The 17,752-nt window shown below is 69.6% G+C and carries 21 protein-coding genes; 9 read left to right on the forward strand and 12 right to left on the reverse strand.

Features of this window, described 5'->3' with window-relative positions; genetic code table 11:
• Window positions 1-174: 174 nt before the first annotated feature.
• The 6 genes from IEY69_RS19730 to IEY69_RS19755 all read right to left on the reverse strand — a co-directional run bounded on the left by IEY69_RS19730 (window position 175) and on the right by IEY69_RS19755 (window position 4,681).
• Entirely contained in the window at window positions 175-666 is a 492-nt protein-coding gene (locus IEY69_RS19730; protein WP_189074824.1) for a DUF4262 domain-containing protein, read from the reverse strand.
• Between the two features lie 334 nt (window positions 667-1,000).
• A complete protein-coding gene (locus tag IEY69_RS19735; RefSeq protein WP_189059755.1) occupies window positions 1,001-1,477 on the reverse strand; it encodes a YeeE/YedE family protein in 477 nt (158 codons plus the stop codon).
• The gene (locus IEY69_RS19740) at window positions 1,474-2,049 is read right to left on the reverse strand and encodes a YeeE/YedE family protein (protein ID WP_189074825.1); all 576 of its coding nucleotides are present in this window, start codon (window positions 2,047-2,049) and stop codon (window positions 1,474-1,476) included. The genes IEY69_RS19735 and IEY69_RS19740 overlap by 4 nt, the downstream gene beginning before the upstream one ends.
• A 69-nt stretch (window positions 2,050-2,118) precedes the next feature.
• The gene (locus IEY69_RS19745; protein WP_189074826.1) at window positions 2,119-2,922 is read right to left on the reverse strand and encodes a sulfite exporter TauE/SafE family protein; all 804 of its coding nucleotides are present in this window, start codon (window positions 2,920-2,922) and stop codon (window positions 2,119-2,121) included.
• A complete protein-coding gene (locus tag IEY69_RS19750) occupies window positions 2,919-3,236 on the reverse strand; it encodes a rhodanese-like domain-containing protein (RefSeq protein WP_189074827.1) in 318 nt (105 codons plus the stop codon). Before IEY69_RS19750 ends, IEY69_RS19745 begins: the two co-directional genes overlap by 4 nt.
• A 62-nt stretch (window positions 3,237-3,298) precedes the next feature.
• Window positions 3,299-4,681, reverse strand: coding sequence for an MBL fold metallo-hydrolase (locus tag IEY69_RS19755; RefSeq protein WP_189074828.1), 1,383 nt, complete (start codon window positions 4,679-4,681; stop codon window positions 3,299-3,301).
• A 61-nt stretch (window positions 4,682-4,742) separates the two neighbouring features.
• Here IEY69_RS19755 and IEY69_RS19760 point away from each other — a divergent pair, with 61 nt between their 5' ends.
• Window positions 4,743-5,009, forward strand: a complete 267-nt coding sequence (locus IEY69_RS19760; RefSeq protein ID WP_189074829.1) for a metal-sensitive transcriptional regulator — start codon at window positions 4,743-4,745, stop codon at window positions 5,007-5,009.
• A gap of 323 nt (window positions 5,010-5,332) precedes the next feature.
• Here the strand turns inward: IEY69_RS19760 and IEY69_RS19765 are convergent, their stop codons facing one another.
• The 3 genes from IEY69_RS19765 to IEY69_RS19775 form a co-directional block, all read right to left on the reverse strand.
• Window positions 5,333-7,753 (reverse strand): heavy metal translocating P-type ATPase, encoded by a 2,421-nt coding sequence (locus IEY69_RS19765; protein WP_189074830.1) that lies wholly within the window; start codon window positions 7,751-7,753, stop codon window positions 5,333-5,335.
• Between the two features lie 77 nt (window positions 7,754-7,830).
• On the reverse strand, window positions 7,831-8,094 hold the full coding sequence (locus IEY69_RS19770; protein WP_189074841.1) for a metal-sensitive transcriptional regulator: 264 nt from the start codon (window positions 8,092-8,094) through the stop codon (window positions 7,831-7,833).
• Window positions 8,095-8,162: 68 nt separating this feature from the next.
• Complete coding sequence (locus tag IEY69_RS19775) at window positions 8,163-8,375, reverse strand: CopZ family metallochaperone (protein ID WP_189074831.1); 213 nt, start codon at window positions 8,373-8,375, stop codon at window positions 8,163-8,165.
• Window positions 8,376-8,542: 167 nt separating this feature from the next.
• Between IEY69_RS19775 and IEY69_RS19780 the strand changes: the two genes are divergently transcribed.
• The 4 genes from IEY69_RS19780 to IEY69_RS19795 all read left to right on the forward strand — a co-directional run bounded on the left by IEY69_RS19780 (window position 8,543) and on the right by IEY69_RS19795 (window position 12,611).
• The gene (locus tag IEY69_RS19780; protein ID WP_189074832.1) at window positions 8,543-11,053 is read left to right on the forward strand and encodes a heavy metal translocating P-type ATPase; all 2,511 of its coding nucleotides are present in this window, start codon (window positions 8,543-8,545) and stop codon (window positions 11,051-11,053) included.
• 26 nt (window positions 11,054-11,079) lie between these two features.
• Window positions 11,080-11,493: a hypothetical protein gene (locus IEY69_RS19785; RefSeq protein WP_189074833.1), complete on the forward strand. Its 414-nt coding sequence runs from the start codon at window positions 11,080-11,082 to the stop codon at window positions 11,491-11,493.
• A 126-nt stretch (window positions 11,494-11,619) separates the two neighbouring features.
• The gene (locus tag IEY69_RS19790) at window positions 11,620-11,985 is read left to right on the forward strand and encodes an MbcA/ParS/Xre antitoxin family protein (RefSeq protein ID WP_189074834.1); all 366 of its coding nucleotides are present in this window, start codon (window positions 11,620-11,622) and stop codon (window positions 11,983-11,985) included.
• Window positions 11,982-12,611, forward strand: coding sequence for an RES family NAD+ phosphorylase (locus tag IEY69_RS19795; protein WP_189074835.1), 630 nt, complete (start codon window positions 11,982-11,984; stop codon window positions 12,609-12,611). The genes IEY69_RS19790 and IEY69_RS19795 overlap by 4 nt, the downstream gene beginning before the upstream one ends.
• A gap of 2 nt (window positions 12,612-12,613) precedes the next feature.
• On the opposite strand, the gene IEY69_RS19800 is transcribed toward IEY69_RS19795, so the two are convergent.
• The 3 genes from IEY69_RS19800 to IEY69_RS19810 form a co-directional block, all read right to left on the reverse strand.
• Window positions 12,614-13,879, reverse strand: a complete 1,266-nt coding sequence (locus IEY69_RS19800; protein WP_189074836.1) for a type II restriction enzyme NmeDI-related protein — start codon at window positions 13,877-13,879, stop codon at window positions 12,614-12,616.
• A gap of 61 nt (window positions 13,880-13,940) precedes the next feature.
• Window positions 13,941-14,672, reverse strand: a complete 732-nt coding sequence (locus IEY69_RS19805) for a DUF305 domain-containing protein (RefSeq protein WP_229784144.1) — start codon at window positions 14,670-14,672, stop codon at window positions 13,941-13,943.
• Window positions 14,606-15,028 carry a four-helix bundle copper-binding protein gene (locus tag IEY69_RS19810; RefSeq protein ID WP_189074837.1) on the reverse strand — a complete coding sequence of 141 codons (423 nt, stop codon included), beginning with the start codon at window positions 15,026-15,028 and terminating at the stop codon, window positions 14,606-14,608. The genes IEY69_RS19805 and IEY69_RS19810 overlap by 67 nt, the downstream gene beginning before the upstream one ends.
• Window positions 15,029-15,258: 230 nt before the next feature.
• Here IEY69_RS19810 and IEY69_RS19815 point away from each other — a divergent pair, with 230 nt between their 5' ends.
• From IEY69_RS19815 to IEY69_RS19830, 4 genes are read left to right on the forward strand one after another with little or no spacing between them, the layout of a single operon-like run.
• Window positions 15,259-15,441 (forward strand): hypothetical protein, encoded by a 183-nt coding sequence (locus tag IEY69_RS19815; protein WP_189074838.1) that lies wholly within the window; start codon window positions 15,259-15,261, stop codon window positions 15,439-15,441.
• A 36-nt stretch (window positions 15,442-15,477) separates the two neighbouring features.
• Window positions 15,478-15,966, forward strand: coding sequence for a hypothetical protein (locus IEY69_RS19820; protein WP_229784145.1), 489 nt, complete (start codon window positions 15,478-15,480; stop codon window positions 15,964-15,966).
• A gap of 34 nt (window positions 15,967-16,000) precedes the next feature.
• Complete coding sequence (locus IEY69_RS19825) at window positions 16,001-17,047, forward strand: C39 family peptidase (RefSeq protein WP_229784146.1); 1,047 nt, start codon at window positions 16,001-16,003, stop codon at window positions 17,045-17,047.
• Window positions 17,044-17,703, forward strand: coding sequence for a WD40/YVTN/BNR-like repeat-containing protein (locus IEY69_RS19830; RefSeq protein ID WP_189074839.1), 660 nt, complete (start codon window positions 17,044-17,046; stop codon window positions 17,701-17,703). Before IEY69_RS19825 ends, IEY69_RS19830 begins: the two co-directional genes overlap by 4 nt.
• The last annotated feature ends 49 nt before the right edge of the window (window positions 17,704-17,752 follow it).

Consider the following 17,752-nt stretch of genomic DNA (forward strand, 5'->3'; position numbering starts at 1 on the left):
TTAGTCGCATCCCACACACACCACCAGCGCCGCGTGAGGGACGAACCGGCGAGCGCGTCGGCCTGAGGACGAACCTGATCACTGCAGGCCATCTCACCGAGCAGAGGCCCTTCGCAGTGCGGCGAAAGGATAACTCACACGACCTGACAGTGACCATGAGTGGTCCCCTGCTGCCTAATCCGGAGGCGTCCGGGATACCCTATCCAGAACCGGCTGCTGCTCGCGCAGGGTGCCGGGCGCGTCCGGGTGCCAGGGGAAGCGGCCCTGCGCGTCCGCCCACACGCACTGCAGGGCCGGGAACACCTGGTCCCCGTAGAGCCACAGGGCGTACTCCAAGTAATCCCGGTAGGCCGGCTCGGGCACCGCGACGAACTGACAGAGGAGCCCGTCGAGCACGCCCGGGGTGACGTCCCCATCACGCCAGCGCCGCTGTCCCCCATGGATGGCCTGGCACGCCGCACTGAGGGTCCGCTCCATGACGTCCAGAGGCTGGCCGACCATGATGAGCTCCGGGTGCTGGTCATTGGCCCACAGGCCGACCGTGAACGCGAACCCGGGACCTTCCGGGTCTTCGGGGATGGTCAGGACGGTCCACCCCTGCTGCTGGATGAGGTGAAGGACCCTGGAGTCGAATTCGGTCTCTGGCGCGGACAGGGCTGGCATCATGACGGGTCTCCTGTGCGGGGCGTGACTGTTTGTTAATTCAGTCTACGGCTCGGCGCTGGCCCGTCACCCTGCCATTTGGGGGCAGGGCCGGGGGGAGCGGAGGAGCGGGTAGTAACCACATTTGCCCGAAAACACCCGTTAAACGGTTTGCTGTGTTCCACGAGGTGTTGGGCTGGTGCGGGAGCGTGAGGTTGGCGCCTCGCCCGCTCATGGTTGGCACCGCGAATTGACAATGGAACCTGGGGCAGCCCTTGGGCTGCCCCAGCCAAGCCCCTCGTAGGAGGGCAGCTTGACAGGCCCTTGAAGGGCCTATCTCAGGTGTGGATCACCTCCGTCAGTGCGGAAGTCGGTCTTTGAGGACCCCATACAGGTAGGTTCCCAGCAAGGCGAACGCCAGGACGATCAGGATGGGCCACACGCCCGACCCCAGCAGCACGAAGATCGGTCCTGGACACACCCCAGCCAGGCCCCAACCCGTGCCGAACGTCAGGCCGCCCAGCACGTACCGCCGCCAGCCCTTCTCCTTGGGCGTCACGGTGATGGTCTGGCCGTCGCGGCTGTTCAGGCCACTGCGGCGCAGCAGCTGCGTGGTCACCAGTCCGGTCAGGACGGCTGAGCCAATCAGTCCGAACATGTGGAAAGACTCGAAGCGGAACATCTCCTGGATGCGGTACCAGCTCGCGGCCTCCGATTTGACGAGGACCACGCCGAAATACAGCCCGGCGAGCAGGTACACCAGCAGGCCGGCCGCCGCGCGGACCCGGGGGGCGGACCCGGCATGAACGCCGGGAATGGATGGGGTCCGGGTCACTGGAGCACCGCCATGAACGTGGGAAGGAGGAGATTGGCACTGAGGATGCCGCCGGCGAAGAACGAGACGGTGGCGATCAGGGAGGGGCTTTGCAGGGTGGACAGACCAGTGATCGCGTGTCCGGAGGTGCAGCCGCCCCCGTACCGGGTGCCGAAGCCCACCAGCAGGCCCGAGACGGCCAGGAGCAACCACACGCCGGGGTTGGACAGGTCGCTCAACTCGGTGGGCATCAGGCCGGGGCGCACCTGCACGCCCAGGTCCTGGATGGACTGAACGCCAGCGGCACTCAGGCGGGTGGGGTCCGGATTGCCCAGCAGGACCCCGGCGACGATCCCACCCAGGATCAGTCCGCCCGCGAACATCAGGTTCCAGCGTTCCTTTCGCCAGTCGTAGCGGAAGAACGCGGGTTTGGCGGCGTCAGGCAGCAGGATGGCGCAGGCGTGCCGCAGGTTGGCGGAAATCCCGAAACCCTTGTTGCCCAGCCACAGCAGCAGCGGTACGGTCAGGCCGATCAGGGGCCCGCCGACATACCAGGGCCAGGGTGAGCGGAGAAGTTCAAGCAGTTCAGTCATGGGAACAGACCTCGGAGAAGAAAGAGCCGCGAAGAAGGTCGCGTCCAGAAGGGGCGTGCAGGGAGGGCCTCAGTGCCGCACGTGCACTTCAGCGGCGGGCGCCGGGTTCAGCACCTTCGGCACGTTGGTGGCCAGGACATACACACCCATCACGACCAGGAAGGCCGCGAAGCCCCGCTTCAGGCTGTCATTGGAGATGTTCTTGCCCACCCGCGCGCCCAGCAGGCTGCCCAGGATGCCGATGACGGTGAAGATCGCAATCAGGCTCCAGTTCACGGACAGGTTGTGCTCGGCCAGGACGTTCACGTACTTGGCGAAGCCAACGAAGCTCTTAGCGGCGATGATCAGCAGACTCGTGCCCACCGCCAGACTCATGGGCAGGCCGCCCAGCAGCACGAGCGCAGGGATGATCAGGAACCCGCCGCCGACCCCCACCAGTCCGGTCAGCACCCCGACACCCAGACCCTCGGCGCCGATCTTGACGGGCGAGCGCGTGTGGGCCGACTGGCCTTCCGGCTGGGCCTTCGCAGGCCGGAACATCATCACGGCCGCCAGCAGCATCACCGCCGCGAACAGCAGCAGCTGCGCCACGCCGCTCAGATACACGCTCAGGGCCGCGCCCAGGAACGTGCCCACCACGCCGGGCACCCCGAACCACAGGACGGAGCGCCAGTCGATCTGCCGTTTCAGCGCGTACGGGACAGCTCCCACCAGGCTGATCCCGCCCACGATGGCGAGCGACTCGGCAATGGCCAGCTTCTCCGGCTCACCCACGAGGTAGACCAGCACCGGCACGGTCAGGATGGAGCCACCCGAGCCCAGCAAGCCGAGGCTCAGCCCGATCAGGGCCGCGCCGATCCAGGCGAGGATCATGGCTGATCGCCCTGGGTGAGGGCACGGCCCTCACGCCTCCAGGCGGCGGTGCCTCCGGAGAGGTTCATCAGTCCGGTCTTGCCCTGGGCGGCGAGGTAGGCGGCCGCCTGGGAGGAGCGGTGCCCGCTGGCGCAGATCAGCACGGTATCCGGCCCGATGTCGTCCTCGCGGCCGACGAGTTCACTGAGGGGGAGGTTCGCGGCCCCGGGGATGTGTCCAGCGGCGTATTCCTCGCGCTCGCGTACGTCAATCAGCCCAGCACCGTGACGCGTCTTGCCTTCGAGTTCAGTCGTGAAAATGTCTTGGTAGGTCATGTTCAGCTCCTTTCAACAGCAGCGGAGGCGGCGCCCTTCGGGCCGCCTCCGCCCGGTGAGGGTCAGGTGTTTTGCGTCTTCGCCCAGGCGTCGTAGCCCCCGGCGAGTTCCAGAACGTCGAAGCCTTCGGCACGGAGCAGGCTGGCCGCGGCGGCGCTGCGGGCGCCGCCCTGGCAGTGCACGATGATCTCGCGGTCGCGCGGCAGGGTGTCCAGGCGCCAGGGGAGCCGGCCGGCGTGCAGTTGCCGCGCGCCAGGGAGGTGGCCGGCCTCGTATTCGGTTTTCGCCCGAACGTCCAGAATCAGTGCGTCCGGGTGAGATTCCAGTTCGGTGACGGGGATGGGCTGAGCGGGGGCGGTGTCCAGCCCTTCAGGGCTGGGGATGAAGCCCGTGACGTGGTCCAGGCCGACCATCCACAGCCTGCGGCGCAGGTCCTCGGCGCGGTCGGCCGGGGCGAGCAGGATCAGTTCGCGCTCCGGAGCCAGCAGCCAGCCCGACCACGTCTCCAGCGTGCCGCCGTCGGGGATGTTCACACTACCCACGGGGGCGGCGGCGTGGTGGTTCTCTTTCGCGCGGGTGTCGATCAGCCGGGCACCGGAAGCGATCTTGGCTTTCACGGCCTCAGCGCTCAGTTCGGCCAGTGGCTGCACTTCACCCAGCAGGGCAGGCCCGTCCCTGTTCTCGGTCTTCATGCGCCCGTAGTAGAGCGGCGCGTCAGGCTGACCAGAGAGCAGTTCGCGCGTGAAACCGTCCTCGTTGCCCTGTTCGACCAGCCGGCCCCACCAGCTCAGGGCCCGTTCGTAGCCGACCGTTGTGGCGGGCACAGCGCCCAGCGCCTTGCCGCAGGCACTTCCCGAACCGTGGCCGGGCCAGACCTGCACGTAGTCGGGCAGCGTGAGGAACTTGTCGCGCAGCGAGGCGAACATCTGCCGCGCGCCGGTGAAGCGGGTGTCCTGTCCGCCAGCGGCCTCGTCGAGCAGGTCGGGGCGTCCCAGGTCGCCCACGAACACGAAGTCGCCGGTCAGGATCATGCTGGGCGCATCCCCCCGGGGGGTATCCGTGACCAGGAAGCTCAGGTGCTCTGGGGTGTGGCCGGGCGTGTGGACGGCCTGGATACGGACGTTGCCCACCATGAAGCGGTCGCCGTCATGCAGTTTGACCTGATTGCCGTCGTCGTAGGTGTACTGCCAGCCTTCGCCGCCCTCGCCGGAGAGCAGCAGTTTCGCGCCTGTGGCCCGAGCGAGTTCGCGGCTGCCGGAGAGGTAGTCGGCGTGGATGTGCGTCTCGGTGACGTGAGTGACGCGCAGCTTCTGGCGCCTGGCCTCGTCGAGGTACTGGGCGATATCGCGGACGGGATCCACGACGAGGCATTCGCCGGTCTTCTGGCAACCGAGCATGTAGGAGGCCTGGGCGAGGTCTGTGTCGTAGAAGCGTTTGAAGTACATGCCAGGATCGTATACCCCCTCCCCCTATATTGTCAAATACCCAGGGGGGTATACTATCGGCATGACTGCGCCCCTGCCCATCAGTGACCGTGAAGCCGAGAAAACGAAAATCCTCAACCGTCTGCGCCGACTGGAAGGCCAGATCCGCGGCATTCAGAAGATGGTGGAGGAAGAAAAAGGCTGTGTGGAGGTCATGAGTCTGTACGCCAGTGCCAAAAGTGCCCTTGAAGCCACGGGAGACGTGATTCTCGAAACCTACGTCGAGCAGTGCCAGGCCCGGGGCGAGAAGCCCGCGGACCTTGTCCGGCTCCTCAAACTCGCCCGGTGAGAGACATTCTCAGCGTCCTAGAACTTCGTGCTTTACCCATACTGCGAACTATCAGCCCCAGCACGAGTGCAGCCGACGGCAGAACGGTCACAAGAGTTGCATGAAGTTCGCGGTCAACACGACAAGGCGAACAGCTTTGCCTCCCACGCCAGATTTTTTCTATGCGCTCAGGCTCGTGCTTGAAGTCGACCAGTACGGCATTCAGATACTTAACGGGTGTTTTCGGGCGAATGTGGTTACTACCCGAGGAGGGGGCGACGCCGCTGAATCAGCTTCCGCCCCCTCCTCCGCTCTGTGCGGTCGGCCCGCCATCGTCCTGGCGCTCACGTGGCGGGCGCGGACGTCAGCCGGACGCGGTTGAGCATCAGGGCGTTCACGGTGACGATCACGGTGCTGGCGCTCATCAGCAGCGCCGCCCACTCCGGGCGAAGCAGGATGCCGTACGCGGGGTACAGGACGCCCGCCGCGAAGGGGATGGCCAGCAGGTTGTAGATCGCGGCCCAGAAGAGGTTCTGCTTGATCTTGCCGCGCACCTGCCGCGCCAGGCTGATGCTGCCGGCCACGTCCGCAGGGTTGCTGCGGACCAGCACGACGTCGGCCGTTTCGACGGCCACATCCGTCCCGGCGCCGATGGCCACGCCGACGTCCGCCTGCGCGAGGGCCGGGGCGTCGTTCACGCCGTCCCCGACCATCGCGACCGTCCGGCCCTGGGCCTGCAACTCGGTGATCTTCGCGGCCTTGTCACCCGGGAGCACGTCCGCCAGCACCGTGTCCATGCCCAGTTGCCGGGCCACGGCCTCGGCCGTATGGCGGTTGTCGCCCGTCAGCATCACCGTTTTCACGTTCAGGGCGTGCAGCGCGGAGACCGCCTGACGCGCCGAGGCCCGGATGGTGTCCGCCACGGCCACCACGCCCAGCGCCCGCCCGTCCGCGGCGACGTACATGGCCGTTTTCCCGTCCGCCGCCAGGCGGTCCACGTCACCGGGCAGGCTCCCCAGCGCGACGCCCTCCCGGTCCATCAGCTTGCGGTTCCCGATCAGGACCTGCCGGCCCTCGACCGTGGCCTGCACACCGTGCCCGGGAACGCTGTCAAAGGCGTCAGGGGGCACCACCTCCACGCCCCGGTCCTGCGCACCCTTCACGATCGCTTCGGCCAACGGGTGCTGCGACGGCTGGTCCGCGGACGCCGCCAGGCGCAGCAGGTCCGTCTCGCTCGTTCCAGCGGCAGGAATGAGGTCCGTCAGGGCCGGTTTACCCTCGGTCAAGGTGCCGGTCTTGTCGAACACGACGGTGTCCACGCCTGCGGTCGCTTCCAGGGCCGTGGCGTTCTTGAACAGCACGCCCTCCCGCGCGCCCCGGCCGACGCCGACCGTGATGGCCGTCGGGGTGGCCAGCGCCAGCGCGTCCGGGCAGGCGATCACGATGGCGGACACCGCGGCCGTGAGCGCGAACACCACGCCCTGCCCGCCCAGGAAGAACCAGGCGACGAAGGCCAGCAGGCCGCTGCCCAGCGCCACGAAGACCAGGTACTTCCCCGCCTGATCGGCCAGCCGCTGCGCGGGGGCCTTGCTGGCCTGCGCGTTCTGCACCATCTGCACGATGCGCGACAGGGCCGTGTCGGCCCCGACCGCGGTCGCCCGGAACTGGAAGGCCCCGTTCTGGTTCACGGTGCCGCCCGTGACTTTCGCCCCGGCGGTCTTGGCCACCGGGATGGGCTCACCGGTGATCATGCTCTCGTCCACGTAACTGCTGCCGCCTGTGACTTCACCGTCCACGGGCACGCGGTCGCCGGGCCGCACGGCCAGCAGGTTGCCGACCACCACCTGCTCGAGGGGCACGTCCACTTCCTGCCCGTCACGGACCACGCGGGCGGTGCTGGGCGCCAGGTTCAGCAGCGCCTCCACGGCCCGCCCGGTGGCGAAGCGTGAACGCATCTCCAGCCAGTGGCCCAGCAACGAGAGGGTCGTGAGCATCGCGGCCGCTTCGAAGAACACGTCCGCGCCGCGCAGCGCGAACGTCGCGTACACACTGAACGTCCAGCTCACCAGGATGCCCGTGGCAATGAGGGTCATCATGTTCGCCTCGCCGCGCCTCAGGGCGCGCCAGGCGGCGGAGATGAACGGCCAGCCGCCCCACCAGACCACTGGGGTGGACAGCAGCAGCCCGAACCACGCCATCGAGAGTCCAAAGGGGGGCATGGCCGTGAAGCCGAAGGTCTCACCGATCGGGGAGTACAGCACCACCGGCACGGTCAGCACCACGCTGACCACGAAGCGGCGCAGCATGCCCTGCACCATGTGCTCGCCGTGCCCGGCGTGCTCGTCAGACCCCATGGACGCGTGCGCGGCGTGATCGTGATGGTCGTGCGCACCCGGCGGAGGCGGGTTTTCATGCGGCGTGGCCGCATGCGCATGCCCGTGGGCGTCAGCGGGCGCGTGGTGTTCGTGGCCCACGCTGGGCTGGCCCGGTTGTGCGGCCGACGGGGCGGCGTCCTGGCAGGCGCAGTCGTAGCCGGCCGCGTGCAGGTGGCGCTGGAGGTCCGCGCCCGTCACGCGGCGTGGGTCGTAGCCGAGGTGCGCGGCGGCGCGGGTGCGGTCCACGTGCACGGACGTCACCCCGGGCAGCTGGGTCAGCGCGCGTTCCAGGTCGGCGAGATCCGAACCGCCGTGGCAGTTGCGGAGGTTCACTTCCAGGACGGCGGGCGTGTGCGGGTGGGCGTGCGCGTGGTGGTCAGGCGTCGTCATACCAGTCTCCTGTGCAGGTCGCGTGGGGGCCGGCCTGGCCCCCAGCAGGTCTCCGGGATCGGTGCGGGCGGCCCCGGTCAGCGGGCGGCGAGGACGTCCATCAGCTCGTCGACCAGGTCCGTGGCGTCCCCGCGGGCGGCGGCGGTGGTGACGTGCGCGTGCAGGTGACCGCGCAGGACGACGGTGGCCGCGCCGTTCAGGGCGCCCTGGACCGCTTTGAGTTGCTGCAGGACGTCCAGGCAGTACACGTCCGGGTCTTCGAGGGCGCGGCGGATGCTGTCGAGGTGGCCGCGGGCGATGGCGAGGCGGCGCGCGGCCTGCTTGCGGGTGTCCTCTGGCATGCACAGGTGCGCCGGGTCCGTGTGCCCCGGACGTGCGGGGTTGGCGCCCTCGGCGGGCCGCGTGGGGGTCACTTCGGGTGGGTGACCTGGGCGCCGTAGCCTTCGTCGAGCACGGCGGCGATGAGCGCGTCGGGCTGGGCGGTGCCGTGGACGGTGGCGGTGCCGGCGCTGAGGTTCACGTGGGCGTCGGTGACGCCGGGTACGGCGCGCAGGGCGTGGGTGACGCTGGTCTGGCAGTGCCCGCAGGTCATGCCGGTGATGGTCAGTTCGGTCTGGGTCATGGGTGGTCCTCCTGAGTGCACGGTATACCCTCCCCCCGGGGGTGTCAAGGTGGAGCGGATGGAATGACGTGTCACAAGTCAGCATGAGTGACCCTCTTGCCGACCCTGCCCGGGTGGATGTATGCTGAGACGATCAATGATCCCCCCCAGGGGGGTAAGGAGCGAAGATGACGCACACCATCGAACTGGGCGTACAGGGCATGACCTGCGCGAGTTGCGTGGGCCGGGTCGAACGCGGCCTGAAAAAAGTCGACGGCGTAGAAGACGCCACCGTCAACCTCGCCACCGAACGCGCCACCGTCACGTACGACCCGACCGTCACCACCCCCCAGGCGCTGCTCGACAAGGTCAAGGCCGTCGGCTACGAGCCGGTCCTGAGTCACGTCGACCTGGGCGTGCAGGGCATGACCTGCGCCAACTGCGTCGGCCGCGTCGAACGGGCCCTGAAGAAAGTGGATGGGGTGCTCGGCGCCACCGTCAACCTCGCCACCGAGCGCGCCAGTATCGAGTACCTGCCCGCCAGCGTGAGCCCCGGGCAACTCAAGGCCGCCATCCGCCAAGCGGGCTACGAGGTGCTCGAAGCGCAGGCCGGCGTGAGCCGCGAGGATCAGGAGCGTGAGGCGCGCGCCCAGGAAGTGGCGCACCTGCGCCGCCAGGTGCTGTTCAGTGCGGTCTTCGCCGTGCCGCTCCTGCTGCTGGCCATGATTCCCATGATGGTGCCTGGAGCCGAAGACTGGCTGATGGGCACCTTCGGTCACCGCGTGATGGGCACGCTGAACTGGGTGATGCTGGCCCTGGCCCTCCCCATCCAGTTCGGGCCGGGCCGGCGCTTCTACCGCCTGGGCTGGAAGAGTCTGCGCGCCCTGTCCCCGGACATGAACGCCCTGGTGATGATCGGCACGACCGCCGCCTTCGGGTACTCCCTGATCGCCACGGTCGCGCCCGGCATCTTCCCCGAAGGCACCGCGCACGTGTACTACGAAGCCTCCGGCGTGGTCATCACCCTCATCCTGCTGGGCAAGTACTTCGAAGCACTCGCCAAAGGCCGCTCCAGTGAAGCCATGAAAACTCTCCTCTCCCTGCAGGCGAAAACCGCCCGGGTGATCCGCAACGGACAGGAGCTCGAAGTGCCCACGGATGAGGTGCTCGTCGGCGACGTGATCGCCGTCCGCCCGGGCGAGAAGATTCCCGTGGACGGACAGGTGCTCAGCGGCGCCTCCTTCGTCGATGAGAGCATGATCACCGGGGAGCCCGTGCCGGTGGGCAAGCAGGCGGGCGCGCCCGTGGTGGGCGGCACGATTAACCAGAACGGCGCGCTTACCGTTCAGGCCACGAAGATCGGTGCGGACACCGCGCTGGCGCAGATCATCAAACTCGTGGAAACCGCGCAGGGCAGCAAGCCGCCCATCCAGGGCCTCGCGGACCGGGTGGTGGCGGTCTTCGTGCCGGTCGTGCTGGGCATCGCGGCCCTGACCTTCGTGCTGTGGCTGATCTTCGGCGGGCCGGGCGCCCTGAGCTTCGCGCTGATCACGACGGTCGCCGTGCTGATCATCGCCTGCCCGTGCGCGATGGGCCTGGCCACGCCCACGAGCATCATGGTCGGCACCGGCAAAGCCGCGGAGCTCGGCGTGCTGTTCAAAGGCGGCGGCGCGCTCGAAGGGCTGCAGGACGTGCAGGTGATCGCCCTGGACAAGACCGGCACGCTGACCAAGGGCAAACCGGAACTCACGGACCTGGTGCCGACCGGCGGCTTTGACCGTGCGGGCGTGCTGCGCCTGGTCGCGGCGGCCGAGGCGCAGAGTGAACACCCCATCGCCCGCGCCATCGTGGACGCCGCGAGGGCGGAAGGGGCCGCCCTGGCGCACCCCGAGCACTTCGAAGCGGTCCCCGGCTACGGGCTGGAAGCGCGCGTCGGTGGCCAGCTCGTGCAGGTCGGCGCGGACCGGTACATGACCCGGCTGGGCCTGGACCCGCAGGTCTTCCAGGCGGACGCCGAGCGCCTCGGGGACGAGGGCAAGAGCCCGCTGTATGCCGCCATCGACGGCCGGCTCGCCGCGATCATCGCGGTGGCCGACCCGGTCAAGGACGGCAGCGTGGACGCCGTCAACGCCCTGCACGCTCAGGGACTCAAGGTCGCCATGATCACGGGCGACAACGCGCGCACCGCCAGCGCGATCGCCCGCCAGCTGGGCATCGATTCGGTCCTCGCCGAGGTGCTGCCCAGCGGCAAGAGTGACGCGGTCAAGGAGTTGCAGGCCACCGGGCAGAAGGTCGCGTTCGTCGGGGACGGCATCAACGACGCGCCGGCGCTGGCGCAGGCGGATGTGGGCGTGGCCATCGGGACCGGGACGGACGTCGCCGTTGAAACGGCGGACGTGATCCTGATGAGCGGCGACCTGCGCGGCGTCCCCAACGCCCTGGCCCTCAGCCGCGCTACGCTGCGCAACATCCGCCTGAACCTGTTCTGGGCGTTCGCGTACAACGTCATCCTGATTCCCGTCGCCGCCGGCGCCCTGTACCCTGCGTTCGGCACGCTGCTCAGCCCGGTGCTCGCCGCGGCCGCCATGGGCTTTTCCAGCGTGTTCGTCCTCAGCAACGCCCTGCGCCTGCGCCGCTTCCGCCCGCCCGTCCGCGCGCGCGTGGAGGGCCCCGCAGCGCCCAGTCCCGCCCTCGCCTGACCCTCACCCCTTTCAGGAGTCCTGCCATGACGAAACTCACTGTCGGTCCGTACGTCGCATCCATGAAAACCAGCCCCGCCCAGGTCCGGGACCGCCACGCGTTCCTGACCCGCGCCCGCCTCCGGGATGACGTGCCCCACGTCGCCGGCCTGCCCCTGGTCGGCCTGGGCGGCTCCTGCGGCAAACCCGCCTTCCTGCTGCCGTACCTGATCCGTTGGGATGAGGCGAACACCCAGGCCCTGGAAACCGTGGGCGCCGAGTTCGGCTGCTTCGTGGAGTACGGCGCGTACCCGCACCTGAAACTCGAAGACGGCGGGCAGGAGGTCGCGGCCGTGCAGGACTGGAGCAACATGGGCATGGTCTTCATCCGGCCCGGGTACGAGCGGGGGGAGGAGCTCCTCGTTCGCCTGCGCGACGCCCTCGCCCCGGCCGGGGGGTAAGGCCCGCGCCCCCTTGAGGGGATCGGCGTGATCACCTGCTCAGGTGACCACGCCGATCCCCGTTGTGGAGGAAAAACGGACGTGAAAGTGTGCCATTGTGGTACACTCTGACGCAAAGGAGCCCCTATGACCGCCCTGAGTGACCACCTGCTGATCGACGCCCGCAGCCCCGTGAACGGCAAGCTCGACGCCCGACGCGTGGCCAGCACGTTCGGCATGACCCTGCGCGAACTCGCGCAGGCCACCGGCCGCGATCCCAGCGGCCTGAGCAAGCACCCCACCAGCGACACGCTGCAGGACCCCCTGCACGAGCTGGAAACCATGGGGTTGCAGCTGAGGGACGTGTTCGGGGACCTCGGCGTCGGGCGCATGTGGCTGCGGGCCCCCAATCCGGTCCTCGGGGGCCGGGCGCCGATCACGTACCTGCTCGACCGGCGCCCGGTGGCCGTCCAGCGCCTGCTGACCCTGGCCGAGACGGGAATGCCCACTTGACGGACCTCCAGGCCCTCAAGCGCGCCCTGATGGGCGCGCCCGTCTGGACGCCCCCTGGCGTGCTCGACACGTACCGTACGGTGCCGCTGATGGCGCTACGCAAGTACAACCGCGATCCACTCAACACGGCCGGCTCCCTGGTGACGGGTGGGCGCTACAACGCCCCGGCGGACCTGCCGGGCGCGCACGCCACGCTGTACGTCGCCGAGAACCTCACCGTCGCGCACGCGGAAGCGCGCGCCATCACCGTCGTGACCGGCGCGGCCGGCCTGCAGATCCAGCCTGGACCGGACCAGCGCCCTCGGCTGGACATCACCGTCAAATTGCGCCTCGGCAGCGTGCTGGACCTGACCGACCCAGCGGTCCTGACCGCACTCAGTCTGGACGCGCTGGATCTCGTGCAGGAGTGGCTGCCCCTGAACGTGGACGGCCAGCTGGCCCTCACGCAGGTGCTGGCCCGCGCCGCGCTGGACAGCGCCCGGTACGACGCGATCCGCTACCCGAGCGCCCGGTACCCGGGTGGCCGGAACTACGCGGTGTTTCCGGACCGCGTCGCGCCGGCGGACCGGGCCGTGCATGACCCGGACAACGAACTGAGCGTCTTCCCTGGTCCCACCCCGCCCTGAACTTACAGGGCCCGCGCGATCGCCTCGACGGCGCGCAGGCCCTGCCCGAAGCGCGCCATGGCCTCCCGGTGGCGCTCCAGTTCGCTGTACGGCAGGTACCGCATGTGCAGGTGCCCCACCGCCTGAAACGCCGGGCGGCGCAACTGGTCGCGCACGTCCGCTTCCCGGCTGTCCGGCGCCACCAGGTACAGGCCCTGCACGGCCCGTTCCGGCGCGCCCAGCGCCAGGTCCAGCAACCGGACAATGCCGGAGTAGATCGACGTGGTGTGTTCCACCTCGAACGCCGCGGCGGGCGCCAGCGTGCCCCCCTCGAACCACACCACGTCAATCAGGCGCACCGCGTCCGCGCCGGGCGTGCCCGCGATGCCGGCGGGCAGGGTGTCCAGACACCCGTCTCCCAGGCGGCCACCCGCGTACGCGCGGGAGCGGTCATTCGCGGCGATCCACACCTCGAAGCCCAGGGCCAGGCCCAGGTCCCGCAGCCAGCCCTGCACCTGGGTGTGCGTGTGCTCCTGCGCCAGCGCGGCCTCCTGCGCCTTGCGGGCCGCTTTGCTCTCCTCACGCACCTGCGCCAGGTCCGCGCGCCAGGCGTCCACGTCCGGGCCGTCCTCCGCCCGCGGGGGCGCGGCGTACCGGCCACTGCCCACGTCAAACATCAGGCCCGCCACGGCGCCCAGGTCATTGGACAGCAGGCTGCGGTGCGCGTGCGTCAGGCGCAGCAGGCCCGCCCGGAGCGCCAGGTACTCCTCCCACTTGCCCAGCTTGACTTTCGCGCCGGTCACGGCGTTGTAGCCGTTCACGATGGCAGTGTTGAAGGGCGGCATCAGGGTCGGGTGCAGGAAGTACATCAGGTTCGCCGCGGCGGGCCCGAGGCCCTTGATGCCGCGCGCGTCCAGCGTGCGGATGGCCTGCAGGAGTTCCTGCTCGGTGGTGCAGCACGCGCAGGTGTCCAGAAAGTGCCCGAACGCCCGCTGGTGTGCCGGGTTCTCGTAGATGTCGGGGATGCGCAGCTTGGGTTTCCACAGGAACGCGTGGTCCGCGCCGCGGAACATCTGCCGCTGCTCCGCGATGGAATGCACGACCGTCTCCAGGGACGACCCCCGGTACTGCGTGCCGAAGCGGTCCTCGCGGATTTCACGGACGACCACCTGAATGCCCCGGCGGATGGACCGGAAGTTCTTCAGGCGCTCGTCCCAGAGGAACCAGGTTCGGTACGTGCCGCCGGGATCGTCCCGCCAGTGACGGATCAGCGTGTCAAGCGTGTGCATGTGGTGGCGCGGAGTGTAACACGCGCCTCAGGTGCCCGCGTGCTCAGGTGGACGGCACCCGTCAGGGGTGGGCGCGCAGCCACTCCTGGAAGTCATGCATTTCCCCGGCCTGCGCCGTGATGATGCGCGCCGCGAGGTCCAGCACGAACGGGTCCTGCGTGCGCTGCAGCGCCAGGGTCGATTTGTCGTTCGCGGCGGCGTGGTGCGGGATCATGCCTTCGAGGAAGGTCCGTTCCGGCATGCTCGACGCGCGGATCATCGCGGGCATGTCCATCATCTGGTTCATCTGAACCATGCGGGCCATCATGGCGGCGTTCGGGCCGCCGTACGCGCGCAGCTGAGCCTGCATCTGCGCGATCTCCCGCGTCTGGTCCGCGATGATCTGGGTGGCCCAGGCACGCACCTGCGCGTCCTTGGCGCGTTCCAGCACCGCCCGGCTGCTGTCGATGGCCCCCTGGTGGTGGGGGATCATCATGGACATGAACGCCCGCTCGAAGGACCGCCCGCTCAGGCGCGCGAGGTCGTTCATCATGGGCATCATCATGGCGCGCATGTCCAGTTGCATCTGCAGGCCCATCTGGGACAGGCCGGGCACGGTCGCCGAGGGCGTCATGGGCATGCTCATGTGGGTCATGGGCATGCCGGGCATCGCCATGCCATCCATGCCGCCCGCCAGCGCGCCGCCCGGCAGGAGCGTCAGCAGGCTCAGGGTCAGCAGCGCCCGCCTCACGCGCTCACGCTCCCCAGCAGGCGCGTGCAGGCCGCTGCGCAGCGGCGGCAGCTGTCGGCACACACGGCGCAGTGCGCCATGTTCATGTGCTGCGCGTGGTTCGCGCACTCGTCACCGCAGGCTGTACACGCGGCCACGCAGGCCTGCAGCTGGGCGCGCAGGACCGCCTGGTCCGCGTCGGTCAGGCGGCCCAAGACCCGGCCGGTGGCGGCGCAGATGTCCGCGCAGTCCAGGTTGAGCCGGATGCAGCGCACGAGGTGCGCGAGGTGCGCCTGTTCGCTCAGGCAGGCGTCCGCGCAGGCGGTGCACACGGCGCTGCATTCGAGGCATGCGTCCAGGCACTCCGCCAGGGCGGCGGGGTCGAAGGTGGTCTGTGGCTGGGGGTGGGTTCGCAACATCGAGGATATCTGCGTGGTCATGGCGCTCCTGTGATCGGCATGCGTGAACCGTGGACCGGTGCCGCGCCGGGTCCTCGGGGCGTTGAGTGCGCAGGGGCCCTGCACCGTTACCATCGCAGCGCCGTGTAAACATTTCCTGAGAATCATGTTGGGCAGATCGTCACCCACCCCAGCCTGAGTGGACCGCGTGGAGCGGCGGGCCGGCACCCTGTACGCCGTGTGCATGTCTCCTTGCTCTCTCCCGGGCGGGCATGCCTGACCCGGACCGCGCCCCCGACCGGGACGCGCCCCTGACGTCCACGCCCCGCTGGGTCAAGGTGTTCGGCTGGGTGGGGGCGCTCGTGCTCCTGCTGGCGGTGGTGGCGCTGCTGTCCAGCGGGCAGCACGGTCCGGGCCGGCACTTCACGCCCAGCAGCACCTCCAGCGCCCCATGACCCTGACTGGGGGGGTTGCGCCGGTGGGCGCTGACCGTGCGTGTCGTCAGCTCGGTCGGCTGGCTCGGCGCGGTCGTGGCCTTTCTGGTGGTGGCCGCGACCAGCCTGACCAGCGCGGACGGCGGCCTCGTGCGCGCCGCGGTGATGCTGATGGCCGCGATCGGGCAGATGGCCATCGTGCCGCTGAGCCTCCTGGCCCTGGCGAGTGGGGTCCTGCAGGCCCTCGGCACCAGCTGGGGGCTGTTCGACCACTACTGGGTGGTGGTCAAGCTGATCATCACGGCGGTGTCGGTGCTGGTGCTTCTGAACTTCCAACCGGACATGAACGCCCTGGCGCACCTGGCCGCGGGGTGGCCCACCCCAACGCCGGAGCAACTTGCCCAGCTGCGCAGTCCCGCCCCGGCGCTGCATGCCAGCGTGGCGCTGGCGCTGCTGGTGGTCACGACGGCGCTGTCGGTCATGAAACCCGCGGGCATGACGCCTTACGGTCAGCGCCGCCAACGGCAGGCCGCCCGCCAGCCTTAACACAACGGCAACACACGGCCCGTACCCTGGCCCGGTGATCCTCACCCGCATGGCCCTGCTTGGGACGCTGCTGACGTCCGCCGCTGCCGCCGCTCCGTACGCGCAGCAGACCAGCTTCGGTTCGCCGGTCCCGGTCCTCCGTTCGGCGCAGGCGCAGACGGCCGTGCCATTCAGCTGGGCGCCCCTGCCGGACGTGAGCGGGGACCGTCTGAACGGTCCGGTCGTGACCGTGGCGCCCTTCAATGAACTGATTCCCAGCTGGAACGTCACGGGTCCCGCGGCGAGTGCGGTGCGGATGGAGGTGCGGGTGCGCCGGCCGGACGGCCGCTGGACGCCATACTTCACGTTCGGCACGTGGCGCGCGGTGGGCGCCCGGTCAAGCGCGCCGGTGACGCGCTCGGCGGACGGTACCGTTCAGACCGACACCCTGACCCTGCCGTTTCGCAGTGAGGCGTTCCAGTACCGGGTGACGCTGGGCGCCGGACTCCGGGTGGAGCTGCTGTCGTTCAACACGAGTGACGCGGCCCTGCGGCTGCGGGATCAGGGGAAAGTGGGTCAGCCGTCGGCGTGGAATCAGGTGGTGCAGGTGCCGGGCCTCTCGCAGATGATCTACGCGGGTGGGGGGCCCATCTGGTGCAGTCCGACCAGCGTGAGTATGCTCCTGGCCTTCTGGCAGCGGCCCGTGCGGGTCCCGGACGCCGCGCAGGCCACGTACGATCAGGCGTACGACGGCTTCGGCAACTGGCCGTTCAATACGGCGTTCGCGGGCACGCAGGGCCTGCAGGCATTCGTGACCCGGATGGGCAGCCTCCGGGACGCGGAAGCGTACCTGCAGCGGGGCGTACCGCTGGCGGTGAGTGTGCGCTTCAAGGCGGGTGAACTGCCGGGCGCGCCCCTGACCTCATCAACCGGGCACCTGCTGGTCCTGGTCGGCTTTGACGCGCAGGGGAACCCGGTGGTGAATGACCCGGCCGCACCCAGCGACGCGGTCGTGCGCCGCACGTACCCGCGCGCGGCGTTCGAGCGGCTGTGGCTGAACCACGCGGGCGGCATGGCGTACGTCATGGCGCCCCGGTCGTGAGCGCGCCGCGCGCCGGGGCGTCCCGGCCGGCCCGCGCGCGGCGGTGGGGGGCGGCGCTCACGGCTGCGGTGGGTGCGGGCCTGCTGCTGTTCGCCGCGCTGGGGCGGGGCGCGCCCCGCGCGACGGACGCTGTGCTCAGCGGCGATTACCACGCGCTGCGGGCCCTGGGGGGCGGCACCCTGCTGTACGGGCAGCACGCGGGCGTGGCGCGCAGCGTGGACGGCGGCCGCACCTGGAGCGCCCCGGACGGCGCCGGGGACGCCATGGCCCTCGCGGTCCTGCCCGGGCGCGCCGTGATCCTGGCGGGTCACGACGTCCTCAAGGTCAGCCGGGATGGGGGCGTCACGTGGCACGACCAGGGCTTCGGGAACCTGCCCAGCACAGACCTGCACGGGTTCGCGGTGCGCCCGGACCGTCCAGACACGTGGTACGCGAACGTGGCTGGGCGCGGCCTGTACCGCACGGCGGACGGCGTGACGTGGCGGGCCGTGTCGCCCGGCACGCGGGACGCCATGGCGGTCGCGGCCGCGCCCGGGGGGCGGTTGTACGCGCTGAGCATGAGTCAGGGCCTCGTGACGTCCCCGACCGGCGTGGACTGGCAGCGGGTGGCGCGCGCGCCGCAGGCCGTGTCGGTCGACGTGGTTCTGGCAACTTAACCTGAGTGACGCCGGAGTAGCGCAGCAGGTGGCTTGATTCTCAAGCCAC

Source organism: Deinococcus sedimenti, assembly GCF_014648135.1.
GTDB lineage: Bacteria > Deinococcota > Deinococci > Deinococcales > Deinococcaceae > Deinococcus > Deinococcus sedimenti.

Coding starts and splice junctions, on each gene's coding strand:
- IEY69_RS19775 (WP_189074831.1), bottom strand. CDS start 8,375: ATGACCCAGACCGAACTGACCATCACCGGCATGACCTGCGGGCACTGC.
- IEY69_RS19765 (WP_189074830.1), bottom strand. CDS start 7,753: ATGACGACGCCTGACCACCACGCGCACGCCCACCCGCACACGCCCGCC.
- IEY69_RS19730 (WP_189074824.1), bottom strand. CDS start 666: ATGATGCCAGCCCTGTCCGCGCCAGAGACCGAATTCGACTCCAGGGTC.
- IEY69_RS19785 (WP_189074833.1), top strand. CDS start 11,080: ATGACGAAACTCACTGTCGGTCCGTACGTCGCATCCATGAAAACCAGC.
- IEY69_RS19740 (WP_189074825.1), bottom strand. CDS start 2,049: ATGACTGAACTGCTTGAACTTCTCCGCTCACCCTGGCCCTGGTATGTC.
- IEY69_RS19760 (WP_189074829.1), top strand. CDS start 4,743: ATGACTGCGCCCCTGCCCATCAGTGACCGTGAAGCCGAGAAAACGAAA.
- IEY69_RS19750 (WP_189074827.1), bottom strand. CDS start 3,236: ATGACCTACCAAGACATTTTCACGACTGAACTCGAAGGCAAGACGCGT.
- IEY69_RS19810 (WP_189074837.1), bottom strand. CDS start 15,028: ATGACCACGCAGATATCCTCGATGTTGCGAACCCACCCCCAGCCACAG.
- IEY69_RS19770 (WP_189074841.1), bottom strand. CDS start 8,094: ATGCCAGAGGACACCCGCAAGCAGGCCGCGCGCCGCCTCGCCATCGCC.
- IEY69_RS19800 (WP_189074836.1), bottom strand. CDS start 13,879: ATGCACACGCTTGACACGCTGATCCGTCACTGGCGGGACGATCCCGGC.
- IEY69_RS19815 (WP_189074838.1), top strand. CDS start 15,259: ATGCCTGACCCGGACCGCGCCCCCGACCGGGACGCGCCCCTGACGTCC.
- IEY69_RS19780 (WP_189074832.1), top strand. CDS start 8,543: ATGACGCACACCATCGAACTGGGCGTACAGGGCATGACCTGCGCGAGT.
- IEY69_RS19755 (WP_189074828.1), bottom strand. CDS start 4,681: ATGTACTTCAAACGCTTCTACGACACAGACCTCGCCCAGGCCTCCTAC.
- IEY69_RS19790 (WP_189074834.1), top strand. CDS start 11,620: ATGACCGCCCTGAGTGACCACCTGCTGATCGACGCCCGCAGCCCCGTG.
- IEY69_RS19745 (WP_189074826.1), bottom strand. CDS start 2,922: ATGATCCTCGCCTGGATCGGCGCGGCCCTGATCGGGCTGAGCCTCGGC.